Source organism: Halobacillus litoralis (assembly GCF_009856445.1).
Lineage (GTDB): Bacteria > Bacillota > Bacilli > Bacillales > Halobacillaceae > Halobacillus > Halobacillus litoralis.
Genome location: NZ_WMFA01000001.1, coordinates 184,805 through 207,040, shown reverse-complemented (window position 1 = coordinate 207,040; position 22,236 = coordinate 184,805). Strand labels below are relative to the sequence as shown.

General features: G+C 44.2%; 17 protein-coding genes. 7 read left to right on the top strand and 10 right to left on the bottom strand.

What is annotated here, in order from left to right; genetic code table 11:
* Positions 1–551: 551 nt before the first annotated feature.
* The 7 genes from GLW00_RS00970 to glgB form a co-directional block, all read right to left on the bottom strand.
* A complete protein-coding gene (locus tag GLW00_RS00970; protein ID WP_160910609.1) occupies positions 552–926 on the bottom strand; it encodes a PH domain-containing protein in 375 nt (124 codons plus the stop codon).
* Between the two features lie 11 nt (positions 927–937).
* Positions 938–2,857 (bottom strand): glycoside hydrolase family 13 protein, encoded by a 1,920-nt coding sequence (locus GLW00_RS00965; RefSeq protein ID WP_160910608.1) that lies wholly within the window; start codon positions 2,855–2,857, stop codon positions 938–940.
* Positions 2,858–2,881: 24 nt separating this feature from the next.
* Positions 2,882–5,320, bottom strand: coding sequence for a glycogen/starch/alpha-glucan phosphorylase (locus GLW00_RS00960; protein ID WP_160911795.1), 2,439 nt, complete (start codon positions 5,318–5,320; stop codon positions 2,882–2,884).
* A 29-nt stretch (positions 5,321–5,349) separates the two neighbouring features.
* Entirely contained in the window at positions 5,350–6,780 is a 1,431-nt protein-coding gene (glgA, locus tag GLW00_RS00955) for a glycogen synthase GlgA (RefSeq protein WP_160910607.1), read from the bottom strand.
* 119 nt (positions 6,781–6,899) lie between these two features.
* Positions 6,900–8,006: a glucose-1-phosphate adenylyltransferase subunit GlgD gene (gene glgD / locus GLW00_RS00950; protein WP_160910606.1), complete on the bottom strand. Its 1,107-nt coding sequence runs from the start codon at positions 8,004–8,006 to the stop codon at positions 6,900–6,902.
* Positions 8,007–8,018: 12 nt separating this feature from the next.
* Positions 8,019–9,179: a glucose-1-phosphate adenylyltransferase gene (locus GLW00_RS00945; protein ID WP_160910605.1), complete on the bottom strand. Its 1,161-nt coding sequence runs from the start codon at positions 9,177–9,179 to the stop codon at positions 8,019–8,021.
* Positions 9,169–11,088, bottom strand: a complete 1,920-nt coding sequence (gene glgB, locus GLW00_RS00940) for a 1,4-alpha-glucan branching protein GlgB (RefSeq protein WP_160910604.1) — start codon at positions 11,086–11,088, stop codon at positions 9,169–9,171. The genes GLW00_RS00945 and glgB overlap by 11 nt, the downstream gene beginning before the upstream one ends.
* Before the next feature lie 734 nt (positions 11,089–11,822).
* Here glgB and GLW00_RS00935 point away from each other — a divergent pair.
* From GLW00_RS00935 to GLW00_RS00925, 4 genes are read left to right on the top strand one after another with little or no spacing between them, the layout of a single operon-like run.
* Positions 11,823–12,236 (top strand): DUF948 domain-containing protein, encoded by a 414-nt coding sequence (locus GLW00_RS00935; RefSeq protein ID WP_160910603.1) that lies wholly within the window; start codon positions 11,823–11,825, stop codon positions 12,234–12,236.
* A gap of 18 nt (positions 12,237–12,254) precedes the next feature.
* Positions 12,255–12,704 (top strand): DUF948 domain-containing protein, encoded by a 450-nt coding sequence (locus GLW00_RS00930; protein WP_160910602.1) that lies wholly within the window; start codon positions 12,255–12,257, stop codon positions 12,702–12,704.
* Positions 12,701–12,925, top strand: a complete 225-nt coding sequence (locus tag GLW00_RS20595; protein ID WP_237417389.1) for a hypothetical protein — start codon at positions 12,701–12,703, stop codon at positions 12,923–12,925. The genes GLW00_RS00930 and GLW00_RS20595 overlap by 4 nt, the downstream gene beginning before the upstream one ends.
* The gene (locus GLW00_RS00925) at positions 12,925–13,434 is read left to right on the top strand and encodes a hypothetical protein (protein ID WP_237417388.1); all 510 of its coding nucleotides are present in this window, start codon (positions 12,925–12,927) and stop codon (positions 13,432–13,434) included. Before GLW00_RS20595 ends, GLW00_RS00925 begins: the two co-directional genes overlap by 1 nt.
* Positions 13,435–13,528: 94 nt before the next feature.
* On the opposite strand, the gene GLW00_RS00920 is transcribed toward GLW00_RS00925, so the two are convergent.
* The 3 genes from GLW00_RS00920 to GLW00_RS00915 form a co-directional block, all read right to left on the bottom strand.
* A complete protein-coding gene (locus GLW00_RS00920) occupies positions 13,529–14,812 on the bottom strand; it encodes a globin-coupled sensor protein (protein WP_160910601.1) in 1,284 nt (427 codons plus the stop codon).
* 863 nt (positions 14,813–15,675) lie between these two features.
* Positions 15,676–15,843, bottom strand: a complete 168-nt coding sequence (locus tag GLW00_RS20430; RefSeq protein WP_202412326.1) for a hypothetical protein — start codon at positions 15,841–15,843, stop codon at positions 15,676–15,678.
* Between the two features lie 61 nt (positions 15,844–15,904).
* Positions 15,905–17,323: an NAD(P)H-binding protein gene (locus GLW00_RS00915; protein ID WP_160910600.1), complete on the bottom strand. Its 1,419-nt coding sequence runs from the start codon at positions 17,321–17,323 to the stop codon at positions 15,905–15,907.
* Positions 17,324–17,678: 355 nt separating this feature from the next.
* On the opposite strand from GLW00_RS00915, the gene GLW00_RS00910 reads away from it, so the two are divergent.
* From GLW00_RS00910 to GLW00_RS00900, 3 genes are all read left to right on the top strand, one after another.
* Positions 17,679–18,893 carry a dicarboxylate/amino acid:cation symporter gene (locus GLW00_RS00910; protein ID WP_160910599.1) on the top strand — a complete coding sequence of 405 codons (1,215 nt, stop codon included), beginning with the start codon at positions 17,679–17,681 and terminating at the stop codon, positions 18,891–18,893.
* Between the two features lie 380 nt (positions 18,894–19,273).
* Entirely contained in the window at positions 19,274–20,668 is a 1,395-nt protein-coding gene (locus GLW00_RS00905; protein ID WP_160910598.1) for a sodium/glutamate symporter, read from the top strand.
* A gap of 163 nt (positions 20,669–20,831) precedes the next feature.
* Positions 20,832–22,226 (top strand): DHA2 family efflux MFS transporter permease subunit, encoded by a 1,395-nt coding sequence (locus GLW00_RS00900; RefSeq protein ID WP_160910597.1) that lies wholly within the window; start codon positions 20,832–20,834, stop codon positions 22,224–22,226.
* Positions 22,227–22,236 lie beyond the last annotated feature (10 nt).

Below are 22,236 nucleotides of genomic sequence, written 5' to 3'. Positions count from 1 at the left end.
GAACAACTGTATTCATAAGTAAAGTTCCAATTCTTCTCCCTAAGCGGGCATATAGTGTGTTGCATCAAGCATTTGCGTTTGCTAAACGTCTATGAGGTAGAGTTTATATCATTCACTTCCGAATAACTATACGAGCTGATTTTTTAAGTAGTGGTTTCGAGTGTTTTCTTTGGTTAGTGGGCGGAGGGGAATGGCGAGACTCCTAACTTAAGTGTGCAGGTGCCTCGATCAGCGGCGTATGGACTGGACTGAGCTGGCGGAGATAAAGGAAACACGGAGAACGGAGTGATTCGATGTTGACTTATCGTACAGAAGCGAGGGAAGTCTCACTAGCCGCTAGGCGCCGAAACTGGACCCCACAGGACGCAGTCCGAGGAGGCTCACCGCGCTCCCGCGGAAAGCGAGCTATTCCCCGCAGCCCACATCCACTCAACAAAAGTCTCGAAAGTGAGTCTTCAAGAAACCTGCCATATAGTTGAACAATAAGCATAAAAAATAAGCCCGGATGCTTAATTCCGGGCTTATTTTCAGAATTGTTTCACGTGAAACATTTATAATACGAAGGTAGCGAGGGTTTGCTGGACTTCTTCAATTGGGCTGTCTTTTTTGAAGAGTTTCCCAATCGGTTCACTCGTTCCAGAGAGCCAGATTTTCAATTCAGAATCGAGGTCAAAGCTGCCTGCTGTCTCAACACTGAAGTGAGTGATACTTTTATAAGGAATGGAGTGGTACTCGACCTTCTTCCCTGTCATGCCCTGCTTATCGATAAGCAGTAAGCGGCGGTCTGTAAAAATGAATGAATCTCTCAGAACTTTGTAACCGCTTTGAACGTTTTCCCCTTCAATAAGAATGCCCTCAAGCTCTCTTTCAATTTTATCGACATCCACCTGACTGGCATTACCCATCAGACCATCTAAAAAACCCATCGGTATCCCTCCTATTTCATTAAACGTAATAACATAGCTTCACATGGTTCGAGTTCTATGGTTAATACATTGTTCTTTGAACTGAAAATCCGCTTTTTGTTTTCCTGACTCTGCCACTTCCCTTTTTGTATTGGCAAATTGATCTCTATTTTCTTTCTTGTATTCCGGTTGAATATATAAAGCATTCGCTCATCACTTGTTTTTTCATTAAAATGGTCCACACCGTTTTCTGTCCAGCGTTCGAAACCGATCACATCTTTGTCCAGGGTGAAAGACTTCCAATGACCGGTCCGGAGAGCGGTATGCTCTTTCCTCCACTCTCCGATTTTTTTATACCAATCCAGCAGTTCTCCATTCTCTCGACCCCAAGGATATGGTTTGCGGTTATCAGGGTCAGCTCCGCCCGTCACTCCCGCTTCATCTCCATAGTACAAAGAAGGCACGCCCGGAAAAGCATAGAGCCATAGACTGAGAGATTTGATTTGCTTGATGATGAGTTTCTCTGCTTCCTCTTGACTAAAATCATCTGGAAGATAGTCTTCCAACATCGTTTGGATTCTCTCTACATCGTGACTGGAAAGCATATTCATGACGGCATAGAAATACTCTTTCGGATAATGTTCGCTTAACGTCATGAGTCGGCGATGGACAGTATATGCATCCATTTCACCCTTCATGAAGTCCAGCATCAATCGGCGCATGGGGTAGTTCATCACGGAATCAAGAACGCCACCCAAGAAGTAGTCCCGTCGTTTTCCGTAAGCTGTTTTGTTAGAAGCATCCTCCCAAACTTCCCCAAGAAGGACACTCGATTCATCTTTCTTCTTCAACTGACTATAGATTTGGCTGATCAAATCATCAGTCAGTTCATCAGCTACATCCAAGCGCCAGTTTTTCATACCTGATTGCTGCCATGTCTTAATGACACTCTCTTCATCATGGATGAGGAAATCCTGATAGTCCTCATTTTCTTTATTCAATGTCGGAAGCGTTCCGACGCCCCACCAGGCATCATATTCATCCGGATAATGGTGGAAGGTGTACCAGCTGTAGTACGGGGAATTTTTAGATTGATACGCGCCGAGAGAATCATACTTACCTTCTCGATTAAAATAAATACTGTTGCTTCCAGTATGACTGAAAACCCCGTCCAGCATGATTTCAATACCTCTATCAGCCGCTTCCTTGATCAACGTTTCCAAGTCATCTTTCGTACCAAGGAGAAGATCGACTTTGTGGTAATCACCTGTATCATAGCGGTGGTTGCTTTCCGCTTCGAATATCGGATTCAAATAAATAACCGATACCCCTAAACCTTCAATATAATCAAGTTTTTCAGTGATTCCTTTTAAGTTTCCGCCGAAAAAGTCCCAACGAATGACTTCTCCCCGTTCATTTCGAATGTAGACCGGATCGTTTTCCCAATGGGCGTGGACGAGGCTCGTCTCCGGTGCTTTCTCCATTTCGAGCTCTCCCGCCGTATAGAACCGGTCTGGGAAGATTTGATACATCGTCGCGTTTTTCCACCAATCCGGGGTCTTATACGAAGGATCGTACACCGTAATCTGCCACGAAGGAGGGATATGATCGTACACCTTCCCCTCCCCGCTCTCATAACTTTTTTCCCGTCCATAATAAAGGGTCTGTTCCTCTAGGATGATTTCGAAAAAATACCAGATGAGCTGCGGCCTTTCAGGCATCCGGATGGTAGCTTCATAAGATACCTGTTGATGTTCCTGACTGCAAAGGTCCATCTCCTTCGTCTTCTCATCGTCTGTACGGTCTAAGATGTAGTGAAGGATAACGTGGGAAACCCTGTACCGGTCATTGATGTCGATTTTGAGCGTAACAGGAGAACCCTTCGGCGCTGCACCGAAAGGCTCTCGATAAGATTCTTCAAAACTATTATGATACATATCCTTTTGTCTCACACATCCGTCCCCCTAAATAGTACCTCACTTCAACGCCTTCACACGTTGAATGTCCCATATATCGCGGGCATATTCCTGAATGGTCCGGTCACTTGAGAAAACTCCGGATTGAGAGATATTGACAAGACTCTTTAAGTTCCACTGACGTTTGCGTTGGTAATCCTGACTCACCTTTTTCTGAGCTAATACGTAGCTGGCAAAATCCTTAAGCACAAAGTATTCATCGTTATAAGTTAATAAGGCATCATAGATCTCTTGAAAATCGGTCTCTCCTTTGGAGAACGGGCTGTAATGAATGAGTTCATCCATAATGTGGCGGACACGCTCATCATTATCATAAACGTTTCGTGAAGAATAGGAACCGTTTCGATAATAGTCCCACACTTCATCAGACGTTAAACCGAAAATGTATATGTTATCATCTCCGACAAGATCATGAATTTCCACATTCGCCCCATCCATGGTGCCAAGGGTCAATGCTCCGTTCATCATGAACTTCATGTTACCTGTGCCTGAAGCTTCCTTTGTAGCCATTGAAATTTGTTCACTGACATTGCTCGCTGGTATAATTCTCTCTGCGATGGAAACCGAGTAGTTTGGTATGAAGACGACTTTTATATAATCCTTCACATCAGGGTCGTTATTGACCACAGATGCGATGCGGTTGATAAGTTGAATTACTTTCTTTGCAAAGTGATAGCTTGGCGCTGCTTTTGCTCCGAAGAAGAAGGTTCTCGGAACAATATCAAGCGTCGGATCTGATTTCAATTCATTATATAAATGCATAATATGAAGGGCATTGAGCAATTGACGTTTATACCCGTGCAGTCGCTTGATATGAACATCAAAGATGGAGTTTGGATCGACGGTGATCCCTTGCGTGTTTTTCACCCAGTTCGCGAAGTTGACTTTGTTCTCCTGCTTGATTTCATGGAGCTTGTCAAGAAAAGCCAGGTCATCTTTATGGTCAAGCAAGCGGCTCAGTTGCTTCGGCTCTTTCATCCACTCCTCACCAATAGCCTCCGTGATGACCGAGCTCAACGGACCGTTTGCGTGCATCAGCCAGCGACGGTGGGTGATTCCATTCGTTTTATTATTAAAACGCTCAGGAAATGTGTTATAAAAGCGCTTCATTTCACGTTCCTTCAGTATATCCGTGTGGAGTTTCGCGACTCCATTGATACTGTGACTCCCGACAATGCTCAAATGGGCCATTTTCACCTGGCCATCCGCCACAATGGCTAAATCCGCGATTCGATCGAATTCTCCAGGATAGGTTTTCCATAAACCCTGACAAAACCTTTCATTGATTTCATCGATAATCATGAAAATCCGAGGCAGCAATGAACGTACGAGCCCCACCGGCCAAGATTCGAGAGCCTCGCTTAATGTTGTGTGATTCGTATAGGAAACAGAAGACTGTGTAATCTCCCATGCTTCCTCCCAGCCAATCCCCTTTTCATCCATAAGGATCCTCATCAGTTCAGGAATAACGAGCGCCGGGTGTGTGTCGTTGATATGAAGCGCTACCTTATCAGGGAACGAGGACCATGGAAGTCCCAGTCTTTCAAACGATCGCACAACCGATTGCACTCCAGAGGACACTAAGAAGTATTCCTGCTTCAAACGCAGGCTCTTTCCTTCCTCTGTAGAGTCATCGGGGTAAAGGAAGTCCGAGATGGATTCGAGGGATCGTTTATGATCTAGGAAGTGCCCAAATACCCCTTCCTTTTCCGCTTTTGTCATCGTATCCTCCACCGTGGGTTCAGCGGACCAGAGCCTTAAGGTATTCACCGTATCGTTATGGTAACCGACAACAGGTACATCGTAAGGGACGGCCTGGATGGGTTCATAGTTTTCATATTTGAAATGGAGTTTTCCATCTTTATCTCTTGTCGATGACACATTTCCACCAAAGCGAACTTCAATCGCATCTTCCGGTCGACGGACCTCCCAGATGAATTCTTTTGAAAGCCAATAATCCGGGAATTCCACCTGTTTTCCATCAATGATATGCTGATCGAACATTCCATATCGGTACCGGAGACCATAGCCATGCCCAGCCAATTCTAAAGAAGCAAGGGAATCGAGAAAACAAGCAGCTAATCGTCCTAAGCCGCCATTACCAAGACCAGCATCACTTTCCTTTTTTTCGAGTTCCGATAAAGACAGCCCGAGATCCGCTAATCCTTCTTCAACAAGCGAAAGTACGTCTAAATTCAATAAATTATTGCCGAGCAGACGTCCCATTAGAAATTCCATGGAAAAGTAATACACCTGCTTGGTTTTATTTGTTTTGTACTCCCGGTTCGTCTTCAACCAATCTTTATTGATTTTCTCACGGATCAACGCCCCAAGCGCCCGGTACGTATCGAATTCGGATGCTGTGTCTATGGTCTTACCAAACTTACTCTCCAACTGTGCTTTGAACTCTGACTTGAATTCTTCTTTGTCACTGAACATCACCATGAAGGTTCCTCCTATCACCCCTGCTAACGAAACATGGATTGATAAAGATCCATATATTGATCAGCAGAGTTTTTCCATGTGAACTTACTCTTGCAAATGTTCTTCACAAGATTCTGCCAAGCAGCAGGTTCCTGATAGAATTCCAGAGCTCTGCGAATGGTGTACAGCATGTCATGGGCGTTGTAGTTGGTAAACGTAAATCCGTTCCCTTCTCCCGTCTCTTCATTATATGGCTGAACGGTGTCTGCGAGTCCTCCCGTTTCCCTTACAATTGGAGCAGCCAAATATCGTAAAGCTATCAACTGGCCGATGCCACATGGTTCAAAACGGGACGGCATGAGAAATAGATCGCTCGCCGCATAAATCTGTCTGGAAAAAGGTTCTGAAAAACGAATATTCGTAGACATCTTTTCTGGGTGTCGGTGCTGGGCCCACTGGAGCATTTGTTCATATTGGTATTCTCCTGTACCAAGTAAGACGATCTGAACGTCATCATCATGTAATAACTCATCGATGACCCGACCGATCAAATCGAATCCTTTTTGCTCCACCAGCCTGGAAACGATGCCAATCATTGGAACATCTTTTCTGACTGGCAAACCAAGCTCCGCCTGCAGCCACATTTTGTTTTGGGCTTTCTTGATTAAAGAACTGCGATAAGGAAACGCCAGGGCATCATCTTTCATAGGGTTATAGTTTTGATCATCGATGCCGTTGACGATCCCGATCAATTCATCAGTACGTTTTCGTAACACTCCATCTAGGTTTTCCCCATAATAAGGCGTTTGAATCTCTTTTGCGTAAGTTTCACTGACCGTTGTAATGAAGTCCGCGTAATTCAAGGCCCCTTTCATGAAATTGATGTCCCCGAAAAATTCAAACGCATCTTCTGTCATCATATTCTCATCAAAGTCCATCAAATCATGAAGCACGGATTGGGCAAATACGCCTTGATACTTCAAATTATGGATAGTAAAAACGGTTTTCATACCTTGAAGTTTTTCAACTTCCTTATAGTGGGTATGTAAGTAAACCGGAATCAACCCTGTCTGCCAGTCGTGGCAATGTAAAACATCAGGCGTCCAGTCCATCTCACAGACCCAATCCATCACGGCACGATTGAAGAATACGAATCGCTCCGCTTCATCATCATATCCGTATAGATTAGAACGCTTGAAATAATACTCGTTATCTATGAAATAGACAGGAATGCCTTCATATTTGATATATTCGATTCCAGCATATTGACTGCGCCAGCCAAGCTGTACATTCATTTCACCCAGATGTTCCAGCTGTTCTTTCCAGTGATCATCCATGTTTTCATATTTCGGCAGGACGACCCTGACATCCGCGCCCTGATTTTTTAAGGCATGAGGTAGAGAACCTAAAACATCAGCCAGACCACCTGTTTTAATAAAAGGGGTACACTCAGAACCAATCATCAAAACATTCACGTTTTACCCACTCCTTTAATTTTATACGTTCAAAAACATGTTCAAAACATCACGAATGAGCTGATTACATGAAAAGGACTGTCAGAGTGATGAAATCCGGACAGTCCCTTCACGGGGTATTACATTGTTCTTCTTTTTGCTACGACATACGGCTTCTCTGGCGCACCGATTAATGTCTTTCCGTTTGAAATGCTGCAATCTTTATCGAGAATGACGTTTTCTAAAACGGCATTGCTATCAATTTCACAACGTTGCATAATGATTGAGTTTTTGATGACGGCTCCTTCAGCGACTTTCACACCACGGAAGAGAATGCTGTCTTCGACATGACCTTCAATGACACATCCATTTGCGACCATCGTATTGGAAACGTTGGAAGTAACGGTATAGTTGGAAGGTGCTTCATTTTTAATTTTAGTGAAGACGGGAGCATCATCTTTGAACAACTCATCATGATCTTCGGGATTCAACAGCTTCGCACTGTTGCGGTAGTAGCTTTCAACAGAGTTCACCAGGGCATGACCACCATGGTATTCATAAGCATGAATGTTGATTTCAGGCAATTTCGACTTAATCCCGTCTAAGAAAAAGTGGGAGCAGCCGTGGGCGATACATTTTTCGATTAGGGTGTATAAGAGATCTTTCTCAATGATGTACATATCCATGTACACATTCTTATTGCTATGATCATTGTGGATCGCTGTCACCCGGTTTTCTTCATCAACGTCAAGCTTGTGAGCTCGTTGGTGCTCGGGATAAAGTTCATCCACTTTTTTGTAGATAACCGTAACATCTGCACCAGAACTTTTATGTTCTTGCAGCACATCCTGATAATTGATGTTGCAGATATGCTGTGAACCTGAGACAACAATATAGTTGGCTAACGTTCGATTGATGAAATCGATATTGTTGTGGAAATGCTGCAAATCGCCACGTGAAATGTCTGTTGGATCATTCCAGTCTGGAGGAAGGATGAACAGCCCGCCACGCTTGCGATCCAAGTCCCACGCTTTCCCTTGCTCCAAATGATCCATGAGGGAGCGGTATTTTCTGCGCGCGAATACGGCTACGGATTCAATTCGGGAATTCGTCATATTTGAAATGGCAAAGTCGATCATCCGGTAACGTCCCGCAAATGGTACGGCGGCGCCACAACGGAAATAGGTCAACTCATCCAACATGTCTTGTTCGTGATCTAAGTTTATGATTCCTGCTATACGATCCATAAAATCCTCCCTTTAACTATTGGTAGCATAACTTGTGGCAAGGACACTGCCTTCATCTGCCACGAGTGTAATTTCACTTTCTGGTGACGGGTCGCCGATGACTGCCCCATCCTCAATGACGCTTCCTTTTGAAATGATGGCCCTGTGAATCTTCACATTTTTACCGATTTTCACATCAGGCATGATGACACTGTCTTTGACGACCGAAGATTCATCCACGTGAACACCATAGAAAATGATCGATGTATCTACAGATCCCTTAATGCGGCAGCCTTCATTGATCAATGCATTTCTCACATGAGCCGTCGGCGCGATATATTGGGGCGGCTGATTCGGGTTCTTCGAGTAAATGCGCCACTTTGAATCGTTCAAATCCAGTTCAGGCTCCCTCTTCAGAAGATCCATGTTCGCTTCCCAAAGGCTGTCAATCGTACCGACATCCTTCCAGTAACCTTCGAATGTGTAAGCCATTAACTTTTTATAATCGTAAAGAAGAGCGGGAATGATGTCTTTCCCAAAGTCATGGGAGGAATTTTCTTTTTCTGCATCTTCAATCAGGTACTGTTTCAACACATCCCAACGGAAAATGTAGACACCCATAGACGCCAGATTACTCTTCGGATTCGCAGGTTTTTCATCAAACTCAGTAATTCTTCCATCTCCATCCGTGTTCATAATGCCAAAACGGTTCGCATCTTCCCACGGTACTTCGATAACTGAAATGGTTGCATCAGCGCCGGATCCTTTATGATAATCAAGCATTGCGCCGTAATCCATCTTATAAATGTGGTCTCCGGACAGCACAAGAACGTGTTCTGGTTCATATTGATTCAAAAACTTCAAGTTACGGTAAATAGCGTTGGCTGTACCTGTGTACCAGCCGCCTCCTTCTGCCTGCATGAATGGGGGCAGAACGGAAACACCACCGTATTTTCGGTCAAGATCCCAGGTGTCCCCAATGCCAATATAGTCATTCAAAATTAAGGGCTCATACTGGGTAAGGACACCGACTGTGTCGATTCCTGAATTCGTACAATTGCTTAATGGAAAGTCGATGATTCTATATTTTCCGCCAAAGTAAACAGCAGGCTTTGCAATTTGTTTGGTTAATGACTTCAGTCTGGTTCCTTGGCCGCCAGCCAGAAGCATTGCTACACACTCTTTATTTTTCATGATTTTCCTCCTTGGATACTGAAGTTCTTTTCAAGAAGCTCACACCGAGCGGGGGAATCGTCATGGTAATATGCTGATCCTGTCCTTGCCATGGGGAAGGTACGCTGTCTAAAGGCAGGCCGTTCGTCTGCCCAGAACCTCCGAAATGTTCCGCATCGCTCGAGAAGATCTCTTTGTATGAGCCGTGTTTCGGTACTCCTACTCTATAATCATGATAGACTTCTGGAGTAAAGTTGCAGACGACCACTAGTTGGTCATTCGATGTACGGCTGTTGCGGACAAATGAGATGATGCTCTGCTCATAGTTGTTGGCATCGATCCACATGAAGCCCTCTTCCTTATGGTCGAGTTCCCATAAGGCTGGCATATCCTGATACAATTGGTGCAACTGTTTCGTATAATCCAATATGGAGGCGTGGGAATCATAATCCAACAGCTCCCAATCCAAATCCTCTAAATCTTTCCACTCATCGAACTGTCCGAATTCACCTCCCATGAACATGAGTTTCTTCCCTGGGTGGGCATACATGTAGGCGAGAAAAGCCCGCAGGTTCGCAAATTTCTGCCAGTAATCACCCGGCATTTTATTTAACAACGATTTCTTACCATGAACGACTTCATCATGAGAAATCGGTAATACAAAATTCTCGGAAAAAGCATAGAACAAAGAGAAAGTAATCAAGTTATGGTGGTATTTCCTATGAATAGGATCCATTTCCATATACTTGAGCATGTCATTCATCCAACCCATGTTCCATTTATAATTGAAGCCAAGCCCCCCGATATAGGTGGGTGCACTAACGAGTGGCCATGATGTGGACTCTTCGGCCATCATCAATACATCTGGAGTTTCCTCAAAAATGGCTTCGTTCATTTTTTTAATAAACGATACGGCTTCCAAGTTTTCACGGCCGCCGTACTCATTCAGTTCCCATTCGCCATCTTCCTTGCCGAAGTCCAAATAAAGCATGCTAGCCACGGCATCGACCCGCAGGCCATCGAGATGGTATTCTTTCAGCCAGTAGATCGCGTTCGAAATCAGGAAGCTCTGAACTTCGTTTCTAGCAAAATCGAACGTAAGCGTACCCCACTGCGTTTTCTCCGCTTTACTAGGGTTTGCATATTCATAGAGAGCTTCTCCATCAAAACGGCGTAACCCGTGGGCGTCCTTACAAAAATGACCAGGCACCCAATCCAATATGACACCGATCCCATATTTATGACACTGGTCGACAAAATATTTAAAGTCATCCGGGGTTCCATAGCGGGAGGTGACAGAAAAGTACCCGGTCGCCTGATAGCCCCATGAACGATCAAAGGGATGCTCCGTTAGTGGAAGGAGTTCAATATGGGTGTATCCTAAATCTTTGACGTAGGGAATCACCATCTCAGCGTAATCCCTGTAATTGTAGAAGACCTCAGGTTCGATGTTTTTCCATGAACCTAGATGAAGCTCGTAGATGGACATCGGAGATTCATAGGGGTTCTTCGCTTTTCTCTGTTTCATCCATTCGCCATCGCTCCAGGAGTAATTGTCCAAGGGGTAGACGACAGATGCCGTATCAGGTCGAAGTTCACTGGAGATTGCATATGGATCCGCTTTCAGCTGAAGATGCCCGTGAGCCGTTAATATTTCATACTTATATATCGTGCCTTTTTCAAGACCCGGAATGAAGGCGATCCAAATTCCGTTATCATTGATTTTTTCCATCGGATTCTTCCGGCCGTCCCAATCGTTGAACATCCCGACGACACTCATCTGAACCGCATGGGGAGCCCAGACGGTGAAACGAATGCCTTTCTCTCCGTTTCTCGTATCCGGATGCGCACCGAGCAGCCTGTGACTGTAACGGAGGTTTCCTTCATGGAATAAATAGATATCATGCTCTAGAGTTGTATCTTGGACCACACCATCACTCCTCTTTAAATTAGTAGATTTTTAGTTTCTGTTGATGAACAATGCAAAAAATTTACGTGTTTTGTTTTTGCCTATATTCATCATAAAATCAGGAAACCTCTTTTACAATTGCTATTAATAAAAATTTTCTGAAAAGTTTTGTCGAATCGTGACGAATTTTTATACATCTTCATTATTTCCGCTTACTTTTATAACAACGTTTATAAGTAAGCGCTTGCATAAATATGTACTTCCCTCTTCCTTTTATGGAAAAACCTTACTAAGAAAAAAGATTCCAAATATAGGACTTTTATAGTGATCATTCATTTTGTATTGTCGTTTAAAGGCAGGGCCTCTGTTTGTTCCTCTTCCTACATAGTAAAAGCGTTTTCCGCCTCTAAAGATGAAAAGTACACTCCGTACCTAGTGTAGATTCATTTTAATCAACGGGCGTGGGATGAAAAGGAAAGAATCAAGCAGTCACGGCGTAACGGATCAATTCTATCTATGTTTTTTCTACTTTCCCCATACAGAAAGAATACGCCCTTCCTTCCCTTTTAAGGAAAAGGAACGATCTTTTGAATTTACATAAACTTCTAAAGTGTATAGTGTTTCATTGAAATAGATTAGTGGTATAGCTTTAAAAGAATTAAAGGGTCAGCTGGAGGTAGAAACTCCATTGGCTTTTTCTCTATTGGCAAAAAGCAGGTAGAGAAATCCTTAAAACATAAAAGAGGTGAAGAGTCATGTCATTAGCGGGAATCAGTTTACTCATCATCGCGATCGCCTTTGCATTCATAGCCATTTTCGTTGTGAAAACACTGAAAGCTGCATCGAGTACGATGACGAGCGTTTCACAGACGTTAGAAAAAGTCGAAGGGCAAATGCAGGGCATCACTACAGAATCGGAAAGTTTACTTAAGAAAACGAATCACATCGCTTCAGATATTGAAACGAAAACGAAGACGCTTGATGGTCTGATGGATGCCCTCGGCAATGTCGGTACAACGGTGGGTCATGTGAACCAATCCATCCAGGGCGTTTCTGAGAGTGTGGCGCACGCTTCTCATGAAAGAGACGAAAAAGTAACAAAAGCACTCCGCTGGGGGGATGCAGCGATTGAACTGTATCTGAAATGGAAAAGAAAAAAAGTACAATAAAGAAGAGAGGTTTTTCAGATGGACTTTCTAGGAATCGGTGTTCTCATTATCGGAATCGCCTTTGCGATTGTTTCCATTTTCCTTATTAAAGCATTGAACAACTTGGCAGGGGTCCTTGGCGGCGTTAAAAAAACTGTCGATCAACTGCCGGAGCAACTGGATTCTGTCATGAAAGAGACGACAGGTGTCCTGCACCAAAGTAACGATACATTAGCAGACGTCAATGAAAAGATCCGGGCGCTCAGTCCTCTTTTCTATATCGTAGGGGATATCGGTGAGTCTTCCAGGAAGCTTACGTCCTCTCTTGTTGACATGACATACTCACTGAAGCAGACGACACATGAAGGTGAACAAAAGATTAACGAAGAAGGTTGGCGCGGCGTTTACGGAGCTCTTGCTTTGACCTATTACTTTTCACAGAAACGGAAGGCACTCAAGACCGCTCAAGTGGAGACGACCTCCTCATGAAGGCACTCGAATGGATGATCGGCATCGTCGCCGGGTTCGTCGGTGGAATAGCTTTGAGAATATGGAGGAAGGAACCATCCATTTCAAAGATGAAGTATGACCGCAAAAAAGAGGAGTTTTATAATACAGGTAGAAATCAATATGAAGACATTCAATCGACGAAAGAAAAACTACGCATGGAAGCTCAAAAAAATTTAAAAACCGAAAGGGGAATTTCCTAATGGAAAACCAAAATGTAAACCAGCAGCCACAAACACAAACAACTAAAAAAAGAGGCAATAAAAAACTGCCTGTTGCGATCTTAACAGGAGCATTAATTGGTGGGGCTTTTATTCTTATTAAAGACCCTAAAGAAAGAAAACGTCTGAAAGAGGGTACACGTTCAACAAAAGACGCAGTTTCTGATTATGCTTCGGAAGTGAAAGAAGATCCATCTGCGAAAAAAGATGACCTGGTCACACGCGTCCGCAATGTGGTGAACATTGTAAGTGAGGCAGCTGCAACTGTTCAAGATGTATTTAACAACCAAGGAAAAGAAATTGCTGATAAAGCGAAAGATATTAAAGAAGAGTCTGAAGAGATCATAAACACAGCCAAAGATGCAGGAGAAGATCTGCAGGAAGTTGGCGATAAAGCCAGAGAAGCGAAGGACGAGCTTAGAGAAGATTCCCAAGAGGAAAATGCTACGGTACCTCAAGAAAAAGTCGTAGAGGTCAATCCTCAACGCTAGTTCTATATTACATGAATGAAGCCCCGCGCAATGGCGCAGGGCTTCTCTTTTTTCACGAAAAATAAGGAGGAAGCACTGGTTCGCTTCTTCCGTTCTAATCTGTAAGTTCCGTCAACTGTTGAGAAGAGGCTGCCACTTTATAAACCGCGTCATTGATTTCCTCAATCACCTGAGCGAATTGTTCCAGCTCTGCTTCTATCCCTGCATTATACATCTTGTTTTGACCCATCGCAGATACGATTTCTGTGAAAAACTGATTGATTTGACCCATGCTGTCTGCACCTTCAGAAATCATGGTGTTGATGTTTCCAACATTACTTGAAACGTTATGAATCTGCCCACTGGTAGTGGAAATCAAATCTGAAACTTCTGCAACTGAGTTCTGCGTCTGCTCAGACAACTTCCGTACCTCATTCGCGACCACAGTAAATCCTGCACCATGCTCACCAGCTCGTGCAGCTTCAATCGAAGCATTCAATGAGAGTAAATTCGTCTGCTCTGCAATGGAAGAGACAATGGTTACGATCTTACTGATTTCTTCAGCGACGTGCTTTAATTTCTCCATGTCACCAGAAATTTCATTGATGTTTTCCTGAATCTGGTTCATTTGTTTTTGTTGAATTTCCAGGCGCTGCTTCCCATCCATCGACTGCTGTTCCACTTGTTGAGCGACTTGAGAACCTTTCTTCGAATCCCCCACAATTTTATCTGTCTGTTCCGTCAACTGTTCTGTTGAAGCACTCGCCTGCTGAGAGACAGCTGCCACCTCTTCAGACAATTGATCTACTCGACGGTACGCCTCTTCTCTTCTCTCCACTTCAATCTGCCGAAGTTCCTTAGCTTCTTCCTGGTACATTTCAAGTACGAGCTGCTGCTCAATATTTAAAATTTTGGTCGTTGCACGAGTGGCCTCCCCAAAATGCTCACGTGGAAGATCTTGTTCATAAATATCCATGAAAGATAATAAAAGGTCCTGAAAAGCAGACATGTACCATTTCGGTTCCAGCCCAATTTTCAAATGGACAGCTGCAATCCTTTTCCTTTTTTCAATAAAGGTGGTATCAATCGTACCGTTGAACATTTCCTTAATATGAACTTTCAGCGTTTGTTTTAAACGATCGACAGAACTGTGGTCATTGATAATCCGTTCTAACGATGGTTCATGTTCCAAGTTTTTATAAAATTGGGGTACGATTTGATCAATATGATTGCTGATTATTGGCTTTAGTGATTGCAGGATCGCTAAATCCTGTTCTTTAAGATGAACCATTTCGAATTGTGTATGTAGATCAGAGTCTTCTGGTATGTTAATGACTCCTGTATATCCTTCCCCGAGCGGTCTAACTACTTCTTTTTTCTTTGTCATGAATAAACCCATGTGCATCCCCCTTAAGTTGACTCTCTCTTCTAATAATATCGACTTAAACGACCGAACAGTTTAGCAAGATTCTACTTCTTCCACAAACGCCCCTTTAGTTGAAGACTCAGTTTCGAGATTTTTGTTGAGTGACGGGGGCTGCGGGGAATAGCTCGCTTTCCGCGGGAGCGCGGCGAGCCTCCTCGGACTGCGTCCTGTGGGGTCTCACCAAGCACTTTTTCCCTCCTAGATATCCGGTTCCGGCGCCTAGCGGCTAGTGAGACTTCCCTCGCTTCTGTACGATAAGTCAACATCGAATCACTTCGTTCTTCGTGTTTCCTTTATCTCCGCCAGCTCAGTCCAGTCCATACGCCGCTGACCAAGGCGCCTGCACACTTAAGATAGGAGTCTCGCCATTCCCCTCCGCCCCTTTGACATAGAAGTATCTCGAAACCACTTCCCGAATTATCAGCTATTCAGTTTGATGGAGTATCATTATAAACTCCCATCCAGAGACACTTGAACCCTGAAAGCTTGATACAGAGCGTTTTATGATTACAACAATCGAGGTAGCGGGATACCATCCTACTTGGTAAAGGGGTTCGTTACACTCATACATCCAAAGGGGTGGTTGGGAAGCTGCGAGACTCCCGTGGGAGAAAGGAGATCGGCGAGATCCCGCAGGGCGTAGCCCGAGGAAGCTCGCCACTCCCCCACAGGAAAGCGAGTAGCTTCCCAGCCATCCCCGACGCCCAATAAGGTAACGAAACCTGAAAACATCTCGAAACTGAGTCTTCCACAATCCTGCCATATAGTTGAAGTGCATGGGTTTCCAATAAGAAGAAAATCCCCCATACAGCATGAAAGCTGCATAGGGGATTTGGTTACGCGTCAGCGTTGTATCCCAAACGCTCACGGTCGATGTACTCATTCGGAACTTCTCCGAAATGTGTACTGTGGTTTTTGAATTGAGCTTTCCGGCCATTCCGGTGCTCGCCATGGCTCTTTCTTTCCTTGAACTGACGATCCGGCTTTTTTTCCTTGTTGCCCATCCTAATCACCTCGTGTAAAACATAATGTCTTACACGGATATTATGTTTCGAACTCTAAAATTTATTCATGAACTTGAAAAGAGGGTTCGTGTGTCCCCCACTTCTCTAAATGCCTGCGGAATAAGTCCATGATGATTAAATGAGCTTTAGCCTGGGTGTATTTGTATAAGAACCACGGCAATGAGGGCATATAGTCATGAATGGCTACAATGGCTTCATTTTTCCCAGGGATTTTCCTGAATTCAAGTCTTCCCCTTACGTTTTTTTCTTTGTTGGTCAACCGTCCACCAGATATATAATATAAGGCACGGTCCGTTGTACTTCTCTCTGCAGAGTATGTGAATTCAAGAAGCGGTATATCGTTAAAAATCACCCCTATTTGGCAACAATGGGTTTCATCTACGGTCGTTTTCACCCATGGGTTCAATACCTTTTCCAGCCACTTCACATAATACTTTCCAATCCAGTCTGCAGAATGGCCCTGAGGGATCGGAATACGCTGAACAGAGCGGACATCATCCTGCATAGCAGGAAGGTTAGGTCTTTTTGGTTTCCCTTTGGTTTGTTTTTCTTCCTCTTTAAGTGCCCACTCTGCCGCTTCCTCGAAGCGGATTTCCCCTTCACTGATTCCTGTCACTTTATTTTGGGAATGGGTAACCATTGGATGAATAAGGCTTTCAATGAGTGGGTAAACCATTTCTTTTGGTGCACCCGTCACGAGCCTTACCCATAATTTAGACAAATCAATAGTCAAAAAAGGGACATGGATCATAAAAGGTTTCCTTCCCATAACGCCCGCGACTTTTTCCATCATCTCTTCATAAGTCATTACATCCGGCCCTCCAACGTCTATCGAACGCCCTTTTAAGCTCTCATCACCGATGCTTTGATCAAGCGATCCAATTATATCCGGTAAGGCTATTGGCTGCGTTTTTGTTTTCGTCCATTGCGGGAGAACCATAAAAGGAAGACGCTTGACTAACTTCTTCAATATTGGGAAGGAAGAACCTCTCGGACCGACAATGAGTCCTGCCCGGATCGTTGTCACAGGCACTCCATAAGCCCCTAGAATCTGTTCTACTTCAAGACGGCTCTTCAAATGACGGGAAAGTCCTGGTTCGTCTTCAGGAATAATTCCACTCAAATAAACGATTTGCTTAACACCCCTTTTTTTAGCCGCCTGTGCGAAATTATCAGCAAGGATGACATCCATATCTTCAAAAGTTCCCTGAGTCAACTTAGCCGAGGGCATCATGGAGTGTACAAGATATACAGCGATATCTGCTCCATCCAGTCCTTTTTCCGCATCAGCCATTGAGTATAAATCGCACGATCGCCAGGTCACTTGGTCACTATTTTCCATTTCATCTCCATTTCGCGATAAAGCGATGATGTCAGAACGGTCTTTCAGCTTTTCCATCAAGTTTTGTCCTATATATCCACTCGCCCCGGCAAGAGCGACGACAGTTTTTTTCTTCACATCCGCCACTTCCTTTCGCTTTTTAAACCTAGTACCCTCAGCCTCTTCGTATGTAACACCTATCCTTTGAGTAATACTTTCCGATATGGCAGGATTGTAGAAGGCTCGATTTCAAGATAACTGAGTTCTTTGCTATAGAAGGCTGCCCTTCCATTCAAGGAAAGTGAGTAACTATCCCCCTTTACAATATGGAAGATAAATTAAGGGATTTGTGGAAGACTTTGATTAAGAGTGAGTAACTGGTAAGCAATACCGTTGACATCCTTGTCCACATGAATTATCTTACCTTAGTAAACCTCAGTAATCCAATCAGCATTATACTGTTTAAAATATGAAGGAAAAGGAGGGGTTCACCATGAGTAAGTTGTGGAGAATCTATACACAAACATCATTGATTAAAAAAATCACCCTAGCCTTGATACTCGGTGTATCCGTCGGTTTCCTCTTCGGAGAAGACGCAGCTGTCCTGGCCCCTTTTGGTGACCTATTGCTCCGTCTCTTGAAATTTATCATTGTCCCATTGATCCTGTTCACCCTAATTGTCGGAATTAATCAGACGAACATTGGTTCATTAGGACGCATGGGAGGAAAGGTCTTCCTCTATTATCTGGGTACTTCTGCTCTTGCCATTTTAGTAGGAGTATCCGTGGCTACTTTGTTTAATCCTGGTACAGGGATGAGTCTTGGTAATGAAACCGTTGAGGTTCCTGAAAACCCCGGCTTCACGAGCGTACTCTTAAACATCGTTCCTGAAAATATTCTTACAGCGTTAACAGAAATGAACTTGCTTGGGATCATTTTCACTGCGATAGTCTTTGGTTTAGCACTTTCTTACATGCGTTCTACCAACGCTTATCAAAGTTTGGGAGGCCACTTATACAAAGTCATAGATGGTTTGAATGAGGCGACGTTAATCGTTATGAAGGGGATCCTCCAATATGTCCCCGTCGGTATTTTTGCAATCATCGCTGAAGTGATCGGTACACAAGGAGCGAACACACTGCTGGAATTAGGCAGCTTCGTCGGCGTCCTTTATATAGGTTTACTTGTACAATTAGCTATTTATCTTGTTTTCCTATTTGTAAGTAAACGAAAGCCGACTGCTTTTTTCAAAGAGGCTCGAACCGCTATGCTAACAGCCTTTGTTACACAAAGCAGTTCTGGTACGCTTCCAGTCACATTAAATGCTGCGAAAAACCTGGGATTAAATAAAAGCTTGTATGGCTTCAGCCTTCCGCTAGGAGCAACGATCAATATGGATGGTGCAGCCATTCGTATTGCAGTATCTGCCGTCTTCGCTGCCAATATTATCGGGGATCCATTAAGCTTTGTATCCATCCTTCAGATCGTGCTTGTTGGAACACTAGCTTCTGTCGGAACAGCCGGAGTTCCAGGTGCCGGGATCATCATGATTGCGACTGTGTTCTCTCAAGTCGGACTGCCTATGGAAGCAGTGGCCCTTCTTGCATCTGTTGATGTTCTGATCGGTATGGGGGCCACAGCCCTAAACGTAACCGGCGATCTTGTCGGAACTTCACTCATTAACAAAACAGAAAAAAAACAATCCTAAACCCGAAACCCTCCGTCCTATACAGACGGAGGGTTTTTTTGCTATATGGCAGTATTGTGGAGGTCTTAGTTTCGAGACTTTTGTTGAGTGGATGGGGCTGCGGGGAATGACTCGCTTTCCGCGGGAGCGCGGTGAGCGAGTCATTCCCCGCAGCCCCATGGAAAGCGAACCTTTTCCCGCAGCCCCTAGAATCACACGAACATCTCGAAACTGAGTCTTTAAGTATAGGGAGCTTTAGTGGAAGAAATGAAAAATTTATTTATCGACAAAGTTTTTAGTGAAAATGTAGTTTCAAGAAAACAATGACAAGGGAAAGTGAGTAAATGCTAAAACTATACAAATGGGAAAAAAACATCCCCTTTTAAGAAAGAGGTGACCATATGACTCCGAATGAAATAGGTTTCGCCCTTCTTTACATCGGTGTCTTCCTTTTGATCGGTAAAATCATCCGTGTCAAATGGACGTTACTACAAAATTTATTCTTACCCTCATCCATTATCGGAGGGTTTATCGCACTCTTCCTTGGCCCTCAGGTACTCGGGAAATTCATGCCGGAAGACAGCTTCTTCTCCAACGGTATCATGCCGGAGTCCATTATAGAAGTATGGTCTGCCCTACCCGGACTCATGATCAATGTAGTATTTGCTGCTCTTTTCCTTGGAGCTGCCATTCCAAAGTTAAAAGATATTTGGTTTTACGCTGGACCGCAGCTGGCGCTAGGATGGTCGGTAGGCTGGGGGCAGTATGTGGTCGGAATCACCCTTGCCGTCCTCATTTTAGTCCCATTCTTTGATCTCCCTGCCATGTCAGGAGCCTTGATTGAAGTTGCTTTTGAAGGTGGTCACGGGACGGCAGCCGGTATGGCAAGTACTTTCGAGGAGCTCGGCTTTGCTGAAGCTTTCGATTTAGCGATCGGCCTTGCGACCATCGGTGTATTGTCCGGTGTTATTTTTGGGATCATCCTCATCAACTGGGGGGTTCGTAATAAGAAGACGAAAGTGATTGAAGATGTGGAAGACTTTTCTGATTTGAGAAAGCGTGGAGTGATGGAGTATCAAAACCGCGAACCAGCGGGTAAAATGACCTTACGTCCTGAATCAATCGAACCGTTATCTTTCCATATATCCATTGTATTTATCGCTATTTTACTCGGTTGGTTATTGTTGCAAGGGTTAATTGGTCTTGAATCTATCACCATCGGATCTGATTTTATGAGCTATATCCCACTATTCCCGCTTGCGATGATCGGCGGAATCGCTCTTCAAATCTTTTTCAGCAAAAAGGACAAGTACAATCTTGTTGACCGGAGAATGATTAACAGAATCCAGGGACTTGCACTTGATATCCTTATTTTGACGGCTATTTCTACAGTTTCGCTGGATGTCATCGGCGAATATCTCGTCCCCTTTGTCATTCTGGCGGCTGCAGGGATTGCCTGGAACTTATTCGGATTTCTCGTGCTTGCTCCCCGAATGATTCCACAGTACTGGTTTGAGCGTGGTATTGGAGACTTTGGTCAATCGATGGGTGTTACCGCAACAGGCTTACTGTTAATGCGCGTCGTCGATCCAGACAATGAGTCCCCCGCTTTTGAAGCCTTCGGGTACAAACAGCTCTTTTATGAACCCTTCCTAGGTGGAGGGTTTGTGACAGCCTTATCCGTTCCGTTCATTGCCCAATTCGGGCCATGGCCGACACTGATTGTAGCGGTCGCCATGACAGCAATCGGTATCTTTTTCGGGCTCTTTTACTTTGGGAAAAAGAAAGCAGCCTAAGCAACAACAACGTCTGCCCTTAGCAGGCGTTGTTTTTTTGCTGACTAAATCTTAGGTTCCTAATTTTCAATGAAGAATTATATGCTGAATACTGAACAAAAAACATTTCATATGGTATGATATTTAATTAGTTGCCTAAGTATTTTAGAAAGAAGGTTAAATCATGTCATCTCAAGAAATTAACCGTGTCCCTTTGATGATTGTGCTTATATCAGGCGCCTTTGTGGCCATATTAAATCAGACCCTATTAGCTACTGCCCTGCCTCACATCATGGCCGATTTGAATCTGGATGCGAATACAGCGCAATGGTTGCAGTCAATCTTTATGTTAGTAAATGGAATTATGATTCCTATTACAGCTTTTTTAATCGAACGTTTTTCTACAAGAGGACTGTTTATGACAGCGGTGGGATTATTCGCTTTTGGTACACTTATCTGCGGAATAGCCCCTAACTTTTCGATTCTTCTCACAGGAAGAGTCCTGCAGGCCTCTGGTGCCGGCATTATTCTGCCATTAATGCAGACGATTATGTTCCTCGTTTTCCCTATTGAAAAAAGAGGATCTGCGATGGGCATGTTCGGACTCGTCATTGCCTTCGCACCGGCCATCGGACCGACATTGTCCGGCTGGCTCGTCGAGCAGTTCCCGTGGAGAAGTCTGTTCTTCGTGATTCTGCCGATTGCAATTGCAGACTTGATCGTCGCTTACTTCATCTTGAAAAATGTAACGAAGCAAACGTTCCCTAAAGTCGACCCAATCTCCATCATCCTGTCTACGTTCGGCTTCGGAGGTATTTTATATGGGTTCAGTGTTGCCGGAAGTGCCAGCTTTTTAAGTAGCGAGGTCCTCCTTTCACTAGCTGTCGGAGCTGTCACGTTGACGCTCTTCATCACCCGACAAATGAAATTGGAAAAACCGATTTTGGAATTCCGTATTTTCAAATACAAAGTCTTCACTCTTACAACTGCCCTCGGCATGATTGTTTTTATCTCCATGATCGGCGGGGCGGTTATTTTACCGATTCTCATGCAGGACATGCTTGGATTCACAGCCTTTGAGTCAGGCTTAATGTTATTGCCTGGCGCATTGTTAATGGGAATCATGAACCCAATCACTGGTCGTCTCTTTGATAAATTCGGTGCACGCTGGCTTGCCATCATCGGTCTCGGACTGCTCTCGGTCTCTACATTTCTGTTTACAAACCTTGATCCATCAACAACGTTCCTATATTTGGCTCTCGTCAATTGTGTCCGTATGTTCGGGATTGCCATGGTGATGATGCCTGTCACAACAGCAGGACTTAACCAGCTGCCCCAGCATTTGATGCCGCACGGAACGGCCATGAACAATACCATGCGCCAAGTTTCCGGTGCCGTGGGTACAGCCATGCTCGTGTCTGTAATGACAAGCCAAACCATTCCTTCTGAAGGAGTGACAGGTCTGATTCATGGAGTGAACGTCTCCTTTATTGTTGCTGGGATTTTCGCCGTTGCCGGTTTCATCATGGCATTTTTCATTAAAAAATCCCGTCATGAAGGGGAATTCAGTAACGCTTGAAGAAATCCCC